Consider the following 14,148-nt stretch of genomic DNA (forward strand, 5'->3'; position numbering starts at 1 on the left):
AACTATCATCTATAAATAAAAGATTAATTTAAACTAGTTGTTTACAAAAGATGAAAAAGATTAAGTTTTTGGTTTTTACCTTTACTGCGTTGGTTTTAACTTCATGTTCCTTAGATGATGATGAATCTAACTTTCATTTCGAAGCCATGTCGATTACTGAGGTAGATTTACCTGAAAGCTTTGTGTATGGTGAAACTTATGATTTCAACATAACTTATGAAAAGCCGTCATCATGCTATGTATTTCAAGGTTTCGATTATGTTCATAGTGGAAACTTAGAAAGAACAGTAACTGCAGTTGCTTCTGTTTATGACGATAGAGCCTGTACTGAAGGTATTACGTTTGAAACAAAGATTCTGCCATTTGAGGTGAGGTTTAAGGGCACCTATACTTTTAGATTTTGGACAGGAATTAACGAAGAAACTCAACAAGATGAGTATATTATAGTAGAAATTCCTGTTGAGGAAGAGCAAACAACAGCAATAAAGCCTTAATGAAACAGTAAATCTTTATTAACAAAATATATAACACCTCGATATTTGAGTTTAGAAGAACTCATAGACCAATGCAAACGTCGTGACCGGAAGGCACAAGAACAGCTATACAGATTATTTTGTAATAAGCTATATTCATTATGTCTAAAATACTCACGTAATGAAGCTCAGGCGCAGGATAATCTTCAAGATAGTTTTGTGACTATTTTTAACAAAATAGACCAATATAGCTATAAAGGTTCCTTTGAAGGCTGGTTAAAACGAATAACTATCAACACTTCACTTCAAAAATACAGAAGTGACGGTGTTTTTGATATTATAAATGAAGTACCCGACGAGAATGAAAGTATTGAGGTGGAAGATAACGACATCAGTCTGGATTACTTATTATCAATAATTCAAGAACTCCCGGACCGTTATCGAATTACTTTTAGTTTGTATGTACTAGATGGGTATTCTCATAAAGAGATTTCCAGTATGCTAAAAATAACCGAGGGCACATCTAAATCAAATTTAGCCAGGGCCCGGGCATCTCTTAAGGAAAGAATAGAACTGGATCATTTAAAAAAAAAGGTGAATTGAATATAAAGAATGAGCGATAAAAGAAATATAGATCGATTGTTTCAAGAAAAGTTCAAAGATTTTGAGGCCTCGCCTTCAAAAGACTTATGGAATACTATTGAAGCCCAACTCGAGACTAAAAAGAAAGATCGAAAGGTGATTCCTTTCTGGTGGAAGTTTGGAGGTATTGCCGCAGGACTCGCTATATTATTTTCGATTGGTTACAACCTAATTGACAATGATACTTCAACAAACTCCATTGAGGTAACTAACAGCATAAAAGAAAATTCCAACCCGTCATTCAGTAACCCTGAAAACAAGGATGAGGCTGTTGTAGAAGCAAACCCCAATAAAAACCAAATAAACACATCCTCCAACCCTAAAAAAGACAAAAGCGCCACCATAACTAGTGCCAGCACTGTAAGTTCAAAGCAAAGAAATACAGATACAGCCACCCAAATTAACAGTAAAGCATACTCAGAAAGCAGCAAGCAAAAGAATTATGAATCTTTAGCTAACAACAAAAAAGGCGGTTTATCAATTGCGCAAAACGAATCAAATAATCCACTTGATAAAAACAGTAAAATAGGAGTACAGCAAGACAACTCCCTCACCAACCGTAGTACACTACTAAATTCATTAAAAGAAGAAGAGGTTGTTGCCGCAAAGAATTCTCGTGATGGGAAAATATCAATTTTTGATGCTATTGAAAAAGAAAAAGAATTAGCCGTAAACAAGAAACCAAATAAATGGAGTTTAAACCCTACGGTAGCTCCCGTTTATTACAGTACTTTATCCGGCGGTTCCCCGATACATTCTCAATTTGACGGCAACAACAAATCGGGCAACATAAATATGAGCTATGGCCTTAATTTAGCTTATCAAATTAATGATAAACTTAGCGTGCGTTCTGGAGTCAATAAGGTCGCCATGGGCTATAATACTAATAATGTTGAATTTTCTCCTTCCAGTTTTAATGCGGAAGTGATTACAAATGTAGCATTCTCAAACGAATCATCAAGGCTCATGGTGAGTAACGACCTAAATAAAGGAACCTTAGCTACTATCGCAGAAACACCTGCGGAAAGTAACATTATATATGATGGAGCCATGAATCAACAGCTAGGGTATATAGAGGTTCCATTAGAATTGAAGTATCGAATTTTAGATGATAAATTCGGCATCAACCTTATAGGTGGTATGAGCTCATTATTCCTAACGCACAACAACATCACCTTAGAGACCATTGATGGTCTGAAAACTAGAATGGGAGAAGCCACAAATCTTAACAGCACTAATTTCAGCACCAATTTTGGCATAGGTTTTGATTATAATTTTTCAGACAGGTTCCTCATTAACATGGAACCCATGTTTAAATATCAATTGAATACATTTTCTAGTGGAAACAATGGCTTTAAGCCATATACACTAGGTGTTTATACAGGTTTTAGTTTTAGGTTTTAGTTGGTTAGGTTTTATTTATTGCTCAAAAGCAATAATATGCCTCAAAAAACGCCTCGTGGTTGGGGCGTTTTTTATTTTATGTGACAAGCTAAGCTTCATTTTATTGGTCGGAAAAGTATTAAATATCGTTATCATGAAAAATGAAGCTCATTTTACTATGCTACTGCAATTACTTTTTTAATTTTCTTCCCTGGGTTGTAAAAGACAAGCCTTGTTGCCCCTTCATTGATATCATGACCGCTTCAAATAATGGCTCATTTACGGCATCATCGTCTATTGCCCATTCAAATATAAAATTACCTCCGACACCTCCCAAATCATCTTCTTCATCTACAATGATTTCAACTGTTTCTATAGGATTTAAAGCAATTGGTTCTTTAAAATAATTCCTTATCAGATCTCCATGAGTATCGTAATAGTCCGCTGAAGTTATATAAACAGGACTATCCATATCAATATTCCTCAAACTAACAGTTACCGTTAAAAAGGTAGTTTGTGATTCGGAAAAACTATATATTTCTGAATATACAGGTAAATATGTTTTTCCATATAAAAGACTATCTTTTCCTTCTAAAGATACACTACGCTGCTTCCAACTCTCCGAATTGACAGAACTAATCTGTTTCGTTTCAGTGCAAGCACATAAGACCAAAAAGACCCATAATATAATAAAGCTACTCCTCATAATTAGATGCTTAATGAATAAAGATATAAAAAACGAATCTTTATCTGGATAATTCATCATGAATTACACTCCAGCACTTCTCTCTGATATGATTTTTATCGATAGTAGCATGTCCATTTGTTTCTATAAATCGTAACTTCTTAACCCGCATCAGCCCTAAACTTCCTTCAAAAAAATCATATGGAAAGCGTCTTTTATTATCATAAAAGACCATAGGTACAATTGGAATCCGATGCTGAATTGCTAGACGAAAAGCTCCATCTTTAAACTTATCCAATAAGATATCCTCATCAGGAACTCCACCTTCCGGAAAAATACAAACACTCAATCCTTGATGTAACCTTTTTTGGGCTCTTTTATACACCGCTGTTCGACTCCCTGCACTATTCCTGTCAACCATTATACAGACCCTTTTATAGAAAAAGCCAAACACAGGAATCTTCACCAATTCTTTTTTTCCCACAAAAACAAATGGATTAGGAGACGCTTTCAACATAAGCATTATATCTGTCATGCTGGTATGATTAGCAATTAACATATAACTCTTACCTTTTTCCATTTTCTGCTGACGATCGATTCGCGGAATAAACCCCATACCATACAGGATAATATTTGCCCATACATTTCTTGCTACCCAAAAAAACTGCGGGTATAATCTGTCTGAAGAGGACAGCACCAATAGTACAGGAAACATTATAATAATTGGTACTGCTACAAGCACATAGAACCATATGCGCCACACTAAAATCAAAAATTTCTTAAGTAGTACGATCATGGTCCCAAAAATACATAATTTGTCAGGTAGTTTAACACAAACCTTTTACCTTTGTGCTTCGTTGAAAATATATAAGATGGCGAGAATATTAACAGGAATTCAAAGTACCGGTACTCCACATTTAGGAAATATTTTAGGAGCAATTTTACCAGCTATTGAGATGGCTCAACAAAAAGAAAATGACTCTTTTCTTTTTATTGCCAATATGCACTCACTTACCCAAATCAAAGATGCGGAAACACTCAGAAACAATACCTATGCCGTAGCGGCGACTTGGTTAGCATGTGGGTTAGATATTAATAGAGTAGTTTTTTACCGTCAAAGTGATGTACCCCAAACAGCTGAACTCACCTGGTACTTAAGTTGCTTTTTTCCATTTCAGCGCCTGACACTTGCACACTCTTTTAAAGATAAAGCAGATCGTCTTGAGGATGTTAACGCAGGCCTGTTCACTTACCCAATGCTTATGGCTGCGGATATCTTATTATATGATGCCGAGATTGTACCTGTAGGAAAGGATCAGTTACAACACCTGGAAATCACCAGGGATGTTGCTTCGCGTATTCATAGTAAAATGGAAAAGGAGATATTTGTATTGCCTGAAGGCAAAGTTCGAGAAGAGTCAATGTATGTCCCTGGAACCGATGGCGGAAAGATGAGTAAGTCAAGAGGAAACATTATTAATATTTTTCTTCCGGACAAGAAGTTACGTAAACAAATTATGGGAATAGCAACGGATAGCACTCCTCTTGAAGAGCCCAAGGACCCTGACACCTGTAATGTATTTGCCTTATACAAAATTTTAGGAACTACAGCACAGGTTGAGCAAATGAGGGCTAATTATTTAGGTGGCAATTATGGATATGGACATGCCAAGCAAGCCTTATATGAATTAATTCTGGATCGTTTTGGCGAGACTCGTGAAAAGTTCAACTATTATATGGAGAATCTTCAAGAAATTGATGAGGCTCTGGCTATAGGTGCTAAAAAAGCTGCAGGCGTAGCGAATGCCACCCTTAACAGAGTTAGAGAAACTTTGGGATACTAAAACTCTATGTCATATATAATCATCTTTATAATCCTGATGATTTTTAATATATGAATGAACTACAAACTAAATTAAGTGCCAACGCATCGATGTAAAATGCGATGCAATATAAACGAAGACTGTCTCAATTGATTTTTTGCTAAGCTTCTAGTTTAATCATTTGAGACAGTTTTTGTATTATTTATACTTTGTTATACGCTAAAAATTTATAACATAATTCAATTGTTCAAGCATTCCCTCTTCACTGATCGTTACCTCTTTCCTGGCAACTGTTTCTCCATCTAAAGTAATATACATCGTTATACCATAAGGTTCAAAAATAGTACCGTCGGCACTAGTATCATCTTTAAAACTCAATTCCATTACGGTTTCAGAAGCCACATTCTGGTCGGTAAAAGCCTTTGAATATGGTAAATGTTCATTACTATAGGATTGATCACCTACGATAATACCTTTACCTTCGATTGCACATGAAATATCAGAGACCCGGCTGTTATCAGATGAGATAATATTAAAGGCAATATCGACATTCTCTATTGCCCAGGATTCGCCATCATCATCTGAGGAACAGGCAGAAATTAATAAAACGCACACGAGTAATGTTAAGATTTTTTTCATTTTTTTAAATTTTTTAATCTCCTGATGGTCCAAAACATTTGAACACATTCAGGAACTAACAAAAGCATCAATTATTTCCTTGAAGTAATTTGAAATAATGACACCCTAAATTAGTTTCATGATTTTGGGGTTAAAAATTCACTTTCGAGTATTAATGGTAAAAATAGGAAAAAGTTTACTCATCCAATGACAGAATGTACAACTATTGGAATAGCAAAGATGAATAAATGTTATAGTTCTGGTCGTCATAGCACACGAATACAACTTTTTTAACATGGTTAAAAACAAAGCCATACACTGTTTTTACAGCAACCTCGGCAGCCTGCTGTTTAGGATATCCGTAAACCCCTGTACTTATATTAGGAAAGGCAATAGATGACACCTCAGCTATTTCAGCAAGCTTCAAGCTGTTGTAATAACAATTAGCCAAAGCTTGTGCTTCTTTAAATTGACCTCCTTTCCAAACTGGCCCAACCGTGTGAATGACTTTTAGAGCTTTAAGATTTCCAGCATTGGTAATAACAGCCTCTCCCGTGGGGCAATTCCCTTGTTCGTCGACTATTTCCTTACACTCTTTTAAGATGGATGGCCCACCTGCCCTGTGAATAGCACCATCAACTCCTCCTCCACCTAAAAGTGAACTATTAGCTGCATTAACAATAATATCAACCTCGAGTGTTGTAATATCCCCCTTAAGGAGTTCAAATTTCATTTCACTAACCTTTGTTATATACAAATTTAGTGAATTTTACCCCCCATATAAACCATTTTTAAAATCCCCGTCGCATGCCAAGAGCATCATTTCTTTAAGTGCTTTAAACTTTTCGGGATATTGTTCAGAAAGGTCTTTTTCTTCCTTAAAATCTTCCGGAAGGTAAAATAATTCGAAAGCGTTCTTCCTTAAATGTGTCCTAATTTTCCAACCATCTTTGGTGATAAGGGTCGGTCCTGTAAACGAAGAATAAACCACATATTCATGTTCTTCAACATTGTCATCCCCAAATATCTCCTTAAAATACGACACCCCATCTACCTCTATTGGTTTATTATACCCCACTATTTCAGCTATTGTTGGTAAAAGGTCATAACTTGCAATTAACCTATCGCTAGTTATATTTTCATTAATTTTATCCGGCCATCTCATGATTAAGGGGACATTAATCCCTCCCTGTAAATTACTTCTTTTCATTCCTGCTCTACCACCATTTCCATCAAAAATATCTCCCGCTAAATCACTGTAATATTTTCTTCCAAGATCATCGAAACGTTCTCCTGTTTTAATATTTGAATAAGGTTTAGTAACTCTTCCTTCCTGGGCATAATAGATTTCATGGCCGTTATCGGCCGTAAAAATTATCAAGGTGTTATCATCAATACCTAAATCCACAAGCTTATCCATTATTTGCCCAACATTATCGTCCAACAATTTAACCATAGAGGCATACTCTTTTTCTATAGGCGTTAAACGGTCGTCATTTATAAAATCAGCATGGACTTCGGGAATCGCTACCGGACCATGCGGCAATTGTGTCGGAAAGTACAAGAAGAAAGGCTGATCGCTATTCGATTCGAGAAAACTGAGAATCCCTTCCATAAAAATATCTTGGGAATATACCTCCTTACCTTCCATATTCCAACGCTCCTTGTAGATAGCCTCTGTTTCGGGCTCTCCCGTTTTACCTGCATTAATTAAAGTATTCCCTTCATACATTTTAATGGCTCCATTTTCAAATAAAAATGGCGGATAAAACCCATGAGCTCTTACATGATCTAAATACCCTAAATAATAATCCCAACCATGTCGCTTCATCTGGTGGTCAGTGGCAGAAAATCCCCATTCAAGCTTACCAAATTGAGCAGTTTTATATCCTGATTCTTTCGCTACCTGCCCCAAAAAGACCTGATTTTCCGGAATAGGATCCAACGCTTCATTCAGTCGTTTATCGACCTCCTCTAAACTAGCCTTTTCTGTATGAACATACTTATAGGCTCCACCGCCAGTAACTTGAAACCCATTTTTATGACAATCATGTAAACCCGTAATCAATGAAGCACGTGCCGGAGCACACAACATATTAGAATAAGCATTGGTAAATCGGATTCCTTCTGAGGCTAATCGGTCTATATTTGGAGTTTTTATTATCTCCTGACCCTCATGACCCAACAAACCGATTCCGAGATCATCAGCATAAATTAATATTATATTAGGTCTTTTATTCTCTTTTTTCTCATTCTTAACACATGAGACAAACACTAGTAAAACACAGCTAACAAAAGCAATCAAAACTCTCATACTTTCTTTTTCTATTGATTTAAAGGGGCAATATAACATAAATAGCACCAACTCCTCGTCTAAACCGACCAGTTGAAATTGAGTTTGACGTAAATCAATTATACGTTCAACTCATATAAAAATGGGCACACTTCAATAGAAATAGTAGGTCGATGAACATGTACTTATCTATTAAGAGTGTTTTCAAACAAGTTATATATTCGACGATATTCATCCGACCAACTTGAAGCTTCTATAAAACCATGATCTTCCATAGGAAAAACAGCAAGGTCCCAATTTTCTTTTTTCAATTCAATTAAACGTTGAGACAATCTTACTACATCCTGAAACTGAACATTCCGATCAACCATTCCGTGAAGCATCAACAATTCACCTTTCAATCCATCGGCAAAATAAATAGGAGAACTTCGTTTATACGCCACAGGGTCTTCTACAGGGGTATTTAATATATTGGCTGTATATCCATGATTATAATGAGCCCAGTCAGTAACTGAACGCAACGCTGCACCACTTTTAAAGGCGTCAGGGGCTTTAAACATAGCCATTAAAGTCATAAAGCCTCCATAAGAACCTCCATAAATTCCTAATCGATCTTTATCGATACTCTGCTTTTCTATCAGGTATTTTGCTCCATCTAATTGATCTTCGAGATCTTTACCTCCCATGTGACGATAAATTGCGGTACGCCAATCACGACCATATCCTTCACTGGCCCTATAATCTATTGCTAAAACTGTATACCCATTATCGGCAAGAAAATTATGAAACATATATTCACGGTAATAAGATGGCCACCAATAATGTACGTTTTGGGTATAACCCGCACCGTGAACAAAGATAACGGCGGCTCCATTCTTTTTATGAGCTGCAGGTTTATATAGCGTGGCCGGTACTTTAACACCATCTCTGGCTGTAAAATAAATGATTTCTGAATCCATCCAATCGTAGGCTTCAAAATCCTCAGTGGTAGATTTTGTTAATTGTACCATCTTCGCACCTGGTTTATTAGGCATCACATATAGCTCCCAAGGTTTATTGGTATATGAATAGCGAATTGCCAACTGCTTTTCATCCGGCGACAAAGTAACCTCATGTCCGCCTTTTCTAGAGGTAATCTTAACCATTTCTCCCCCTTTTACAGGCAAATGATAAAAATGATGCTCATGAGGACTTACCCTATTACTCGTTATGTAGAATGTTTTCTTATTCCTGGATATGCTTACATCGAGTATCTCAAATTCACCCTTTGTTAACGCAATTATTTCACCCGTATTTACATTCGCTTTATATAAATGAGAATACCCTGTTTTTTCTGATTGGAACCATATATTGGAATTATCAATCCAACCTAATTCCGGTCTTGAAAACCATCCTACGCCAGGACCTCCTATCCAGGCATCATCATGTTGTCGATCAATAAGCTTTAACTTTCCATCTGAAAGATCTAAAAGCATGATCCAACGATCTTTATAATCTGCAGAGGTAATATTAACAACGGCTTTTCCATCATCTGAAAAAACCGGGGAACTTATAGATACTTTTCGGGGAGCATCAAACACTTCCTTATAGTTTTGAGCATCCTCAGCATACTCTTTTAAATAAAATGGCTTATCAAAAATTCCTTCAATTTCATCCGTTTTAATTTGATAGTATTTTCCGGATTTCAAATTATAAATCCAAGTCTCTGAAGTAGCTTGTGGACTTCCCACCTTACTTCTTGAGTGTAAATCTGTAGTATAACCATTTTGTGTTACAAAATTTGGAACAATGGTCTTTTTATCGTTTGGCGATGTGTATAAATGATAGACAACATAGTTCAGATCTGGGGAAATACCTCCTATCCTTAATCGTTTACTACCAAAATAAATAGACTCCGGTCGGTCGAATTTGGTTTGATCGCGCCTGTATTCCCCAGCATCGCTTTCATTTTTCCTTTTTTTAAGAATATCAAAATGAGCTAACTGATCGTTTTCCAACCACTGATCCTGCTCACTTAGTTCGGGTTCTTTTTTATCATTCCCTTTTTTAAAATCAGTTAACTGTCTGGTAGTACCATTTTTAATGCTCCACGCGAAAATGTTATTATCCTTATAGAACACAATGAATTTTTGATCCCCCGAAAACTGAGGGTTTGATTCCCATGACAGCGTATTGGTTATACGTTTAACGGTATAATTATCCAAATTTTTTAAAAAAAGATCTCCTCCTTTTTCATAAACTTTCCATTTAAAATCGCTTGAATAATGACCGGAATTTGATTTTAATTTAAGCTCATCAAACGTCAGTTTCTCAATTTTTTTTGATCGAAGATCAACGCCATAGGTTGATCGAATTGTATCATTATCAGGATTCCAACTGAAATATATACGTTCACTATCATCTTTCCATTCTATTCTTGTCGGTAAGTATCCCACAAAATCTTCACCTTTCATAACCTGATCTATTGTAAGTTGGGACTGATTCTGACTTTGTGCATTAAACAACACTATTACACAGAGAAACAGAAATAAAGAAGAATGCTTCATGGATTTTATGGTTTTTTGGTAAAAAAATTAGAATGGGGCAATTTAATGGTTTTTATACACTCCCACCAGAATGCTCCTTTAAAAACTTTCAAAGCAAACAATTCCTGTATTTATAAGTAATTTCAAAAACTATACGCATGCATCCTAGTGGATTCCATAATCTAATGGTAATAGCTCCGAAACACCACTCATGGAAATATGCCCTCCAAATATTATTACATTAGGCGGACTGTGATTACCAAAAGTGTCTATAAAAAAAGAGTCTTTAGTCATGAATTCCGATTGCTCAAAATCTTGGTACAAGACACTCACCTGGTCTACCAAAAGGGTTACTTTGGTAAAATCAGTGGTCTTTTTCATTTCAAAATATTTATAAGCAGGAACTTGCCAACTATTATAAAAAATTTTGAAACCATTCTCTTCAAGATTATGCGCTGCTAAAGATCTCATAAAATGCAAACTTGAACCTAAATAACTAATGTTTCGGTTCTTTATAATCTTCTTCGAGGCTTTTTTTCGTAATTCATTAAAAAAACATACCCCTTCATAATAAACTCTATTTGTTAACCTAAGACCTTGAAGGTTTGTTATGAATTCTGCTTCAAATTCCTGAAGCGTATAATATACCTTATACCCCAAATATTTATTTTCTATGATCAAAGGACTATCGGCATAAGCTATGAGGGTTTGAGAAGATGGGAAGTATCTCAGTTTCAACACCTCTTCATTTTTTATCTTACAGTGAATTGTGGCTTCAGTTTTCCCCAAAAATTCCCTTCGAAATACCGCTAATTTCTTTTTCCTTGTCCACGGGTCATCCTCCAAATAAACGGCCTCTAATTCTTCCGGTTTTTCATGCAAATAAATTACAGGAACCAATCCTTTATAGGTAGCATAATTATCTACTATAACAGGTTCATAGCCGACATAACTTATTACCATGGGAGAATTAATACCCGCCTCAAAATTTAATTCAAACCTTCCTTTCTGATCAGTAGATACTCCTATACTTGTTCCATCGAAATAAACAGAAACTCCAATAAGTGGGATAGAATCTTTAGCGCTTAAGACTACACCTTTGATTTCGTTTTGATTATTTTGTGCAGTTGAACTGATAACAGGAATAACACACAGTATCAGCAGTCTAAAAAAACATTTTTTAGCTAACATATGATTGATTGTTTAATGATTGATGAGATACACTTATGGAAGTCGTATCAAGTGCAAGATAACCAAAAGAATACAATAAACATCAGCTAATTATTTCACCACCTCGAACATACGCTCATCTTCATATGCTTCCCATTTCAAATCATTATTGTACCAAACTTTGGTTACAATAACATTTGGCTGGCTCTTGTCTATCATTGTTCTTATGACATCCGATTCTTCTGAAGAAAGCTCAATTTTAGTTTCTGAATAACCATCGGTAACAATATCAATGCTTGGGGTTAATCGTAGGTAAGTTTCTTCTCCGCGTTGAATCAAACTAATTCCTTTAGGTGAATCTAAATTATAGCTGTAATGAAGTTCCCATTCATTATCAATTTTATAATACACTTTTATTTCTTCAATATCCAATCCATTTTCTATATCAAATAGATTTTCTCCTGCCTGATTAACATACTTTATATCCATTCCTATATCGATCACCGTGCAACAATCTGAGTTATCTGAAGAACACGCGCATACAATAAGGCCAATAATAATTGTGGTGATTAATTTATTCATTTTTAAAGTTTTCTATAAGATCCCTTTTAGGTTAAAAGGTTGCGTGAAGAGACAGTACAACAACTGAAATACAACCTTTTACAACCCTATCCATTGATTAAAAGTAGCCGTCTTTTGCTGACTTGTTTTTAATTTAAACATCCCTTTATTTAAATTTACTAAAAGTGTGTTTTTATCATACCTTTCAATTCGCTCTATATATTTACGATGTATTAATTCTCCTCTGTTAATGCTAAAAAACAAATCTGGATCCAGCAATTCTATAACTTCTTTTAATGTACGATGCGACATTTTATGCTTTTTATTTATGTGATCGAAAGCAAAAACCAAACCATCCTCTGCTTTAAAATAAACAATTTCCGCCACCTTCAAGAAGTAAATTCCTCTTGCGGATCTAATTGGAAACATTTCCTTATATCCGGTAAAACCTGCCTGCCTTTTAAGAAGTAATTCATTTAGCGTATTTATTACATCTTGATAATTTTTTTGAGATTGATCTTTCAGTTTTAAAAATTTTTCCCAAGCTTTAGAAAATCGATCTTTAGAGTATGGTTTTAATAGATAAGCTATTCCATTTGTTTCAAAAGCCTCCATCAAAAATTTATTATAGGCAGTAACGAAAATTATCGGACAAGGAACACTAAGCTCTTTGTACACACCAAAAATATTTCCGTCTCTTAATTCAATATCTGAGAAAATAACATCAATTTCTCTTGGAGAACTGAAAAAGAACATAGCATCCTTTACGGTTGGAATCTCCCCGACAATTTGATAATCAGAACAAATTTCATCAATAAATCTAATTAGTTTCTTTTTTGCTGGTACCTCATCTTCAACAATTAATATTTTATGCATTTGTTTCTAGATTTATCAGGGGAAGAATTACTTCATAACTATCACTGGTTTCCTTAATTTGAATATCATTTCCACTTAATAACTTAAATTGAGCCGATAAATTTTTCAATGCCCTCCCGTTTGTTGATTTATTATTTAGTTTCATCACCCTGGTATTAAGAACACTTATCTTATCTGAAATTCGAATTATAATTTTCACAGGATCTGTATCCGTTCCAAGATTATGCTGTATTGCATTTTCTACCAAAAGCTGTAACGCGAATGGAGGAATTAAACTATTTTCCAGGTTGTTATTTGTAATAATATTCATTTTATAACAGTTAACATACTTCATATTTAAGATTTCGAAATAGTCTTTCACAAAGTTCAACTCCTCCTCGAGATGAATCAAGTCCTTTTCTAACGTTTCTAATGAATATCGGTAAAGATCGGCAAACCTGTTTAAAAAGTTACTCGCTTCTTCTTTGTCTTCTTCTATAAGCTGATCTAAGGTGTTTAAACTATTGAACAAGAAGTGAGGGTTTAACTGTGCCTTTAAATTTTTAATTCTATTATGATCCAGAGCTTGGCTATACTTATCAATTTTGAGTTTATACTCGGTGTTTTCTCTGGAATATAAGGTCGCCAAATAGATACTACCAAACATGATAAACTGCACCCCTCTTGAAATATTATTAACCGTAATAGTATAGTTATTAAAATTTCTGGAAACCGTTTCAAATAGTAAGGCTACAATAAAAGTAAGAAAGTTTGAGATTGCCAAATAAACAAGAAAGGAAACACCAAAATATTTTAAATATGACTTAAAATTTAAACGAGGAGCGTCATGGTTTCTCTCCAAATAATTTATTGATATTCGTATTATAAATATAATAAACAAAGCTGCAAGAAACTGTGCAATAGGGGCATCGGGTAAAAACACTTCAGCCAATTTATCATCAGCTCTGACTCGTGATTCAACGACAAGCAAATAACTCATCAAAAAAATAAAAAATATAAAACCCGGAGAGATTTGCAGATAGTTTAATAGTTTTTTCATGACCGGAAAAATACAAAACATCCTTAAAACTTATCTACGTTTTAAGGATGCTTTCAGTTA

At 35.0% G+C, this 14,148-nt stretch carries 14 protein-coding genes; 4 read left to right on the forward strand and 10 right to left on the reverse strand.

From position 1 onward, the window contains the following. Positions 1–50: 50 nt before the first annotated feature. Genes BM361_RS01875 through BM361_RS01885 form a run of 3 tightly spaced genes read left to right on the forward strand, consistent with a single transcriptional unit; the run spans position 51 to position 2,519 of the window. Positions 51–494 (forward strand): hypothetical protein, encoded by a 444-nt coding sequence (locus BM361_RS01875; protein WP_038268394.1) that lies wholly within the window; start codon positions 51–53, stop codon positions 492–494. A 45-nt stretch (positions 495–539) separates the two neighbouring features. Next, positions 540–1,076: an RNA polymerase sigma factor gene (locus tag BM361_RS01880; protein ID WP_038268391.1), complete on the forward strand. Its 537-nt coding sequence runs from the start codon at positions 540–542 to the stop codon at positions 1,074–1,076. A 9-nt stretch (positions 1,077–1,085) separates the two neighbouring features. Continuing rightward, positions 1,086–2,519, forward strand: coding sequence for an outer membrane beta-barrel protein (locus tag BM361_RS01885; RefSeq protein ID WP_074976523.1), 1,434 nt, complete (start codon positions 1,086–1,088; stop codon positions 2,517–2,519). 169 nt (positions 2,520–2,688) lie between these two features. On the opposite strand, the gene BM361_RS01895 is transcribed toward BM361_RS01885, so the two are convergent. Both BM361_RS01895 and BM361_RS01900 read right to left on the reverse strand, forming a co-directional pair. Next, complete coding sequence (locus BM361_RS01895; RefSeq protein WP_074976715.1) at positions 2,689–3,204, reverse strand: DUF3124 domain-containing protein; 516 nt, start codon at positions 3,202–3,204, stop codon at positions 2,689–2,691. A gap of 40 nt (positions 3,205–3,244) precedes the next feature. Further along, positions 3,245–3,979 (reverse strand): lysophospholipid acyltransferase family protein, encoded by a 735-nt coding sequence (locus tag BM361_RS01900; protein WP_038268379.1) that lies wholly within the window; start codon positions 3,977–3,979, stop codon positions 3,245–3,247. Positions 3,980–4,055: 76 nt separating this feature from the next. Between BM361_RS01900 and trpS the strand changes: the two genes are divergently transcribed. Further along, a complete protein-coding gene (trpS, locus tag BM361_RS01905) occupies positions 4,056–5,027 on the forward strand; it encodes a tryptophan--tRNA ligase (protein ID WP_038268376.1) in 972 nt (323 codons plus the stop codon). A gap of 198 nt (positions 5,028–5,225) precedes the next feature. Here trpS and BM361_RS01910 read toward each other — a convergent pair whose 3' ends face one another. From BM361_RS01910 to BM361_RS01945, 8 genes are all read right to left on the reverse strand, one after another. Next, positions 5,226–5,645, reverse strand: coding sequence for a hypothetical protein (locus BM361_RS01910; RefSeq protein ID WP_139226581.1), 420 nt, complete (start codon positions 5,643–5,645; stop codon positions 5,226–5,228). 202 nt (positions 5,646–5,847) lie between these two features. Further along, positions 5,848–6,357 (reverse strand): O-acetyl-ADP-ribose deacetylase, encoded by a 510-nt coding sequence (locus BM361_RS01915; protein ID WP_074976527.1) that lies wholly within the window; start codon positions 6,355–6,357, stop codon positions 5,848–5,850. Positions 6,358–6,393: 36 nt separating this feature from the next. After that, on the reverse strand, positions 6,394–7,938 hold the full coding sequence (locus tag BM361_RS01920) for an arylsulfatase (RefSeq protein ID WP_074976528.1): 1,545 nt from the start codon (positions 7,936–7,938) through the stop codon (positions 6,394–6,396). A 164-nt stretch (positions 7,939–8,102) separates the two neighbouring features. Beyond that, a complete protein-coding gene (locus tag BM361_RS01925) occupies positions 8,103–10,463 on the reverse strand; it encodes an alpha/beta fold hydrolase (RefSeq protein ID WP_074976530.1) in 2,361 nt (786 codons plus the stop codon). Between the two features lie 144 nt (positions 10,464–10,607). Further along, entirely contained in the window at positions 10,608–11,633 is a 1,026-nt protein-coding gene (locus BM361_RS01930) for a carboxypeptidase-like regulatory domain-containing protein (RefSeq protein WP_074976532.1), read from the reverse strand. Positions 11,634–11,723: 90 nt separating this feature from the next. Continuing rightward, positions 11,724–12,194: a hypothetical protein gene (locus tag BM361_RS01935; protein ID WP_074976533.1), complete on the reverse strand. Its 471-nt coding sequence runs from the start codon at positions 12,192–12,194 to the stop codon at positions 11,724–11,726. A 78-nt stretch (positions 12,195–12,272) separates the two neighbouring features. Then, positions 12,273–13,049 (reverse strand): LytR/AlgR family response regulator transcription factor, encoded by a 777-nt coding sequence (locus BM361_RS01940; protein WP_074976535.1) that lies wholly within the window; start codon positions 13,047–13,049, stop codon positions 12,273–12,275. Continuing rightward, a complete protein-coding gene (locus BM361_RS01945) occupies positions 13,042–14,088 on the reverse strand; it encodes a sensor histidine kinase (protein ID WP_074976536.1) in 1,047 nt (348 codons plus the stop codon). The genes BM361_RS01940 and BM361_RS01945 overlap by 8 nt, the downstream gene beginning before the upstream one ends. Between the last annotated feature and the right edge of the window lie 60 nt (positions 14,089–14,148).

Origin of the sequence: Zhouia amylolytica (assembly GCF_900116365.1) — a bacterium.
Taxonomy (GTDB): Bacteria; Bacteroidota; Bacteroidia; order Flavobacteriales; family Flavobacteriaceae; genus Zhouia; species Zhouia amylolytica.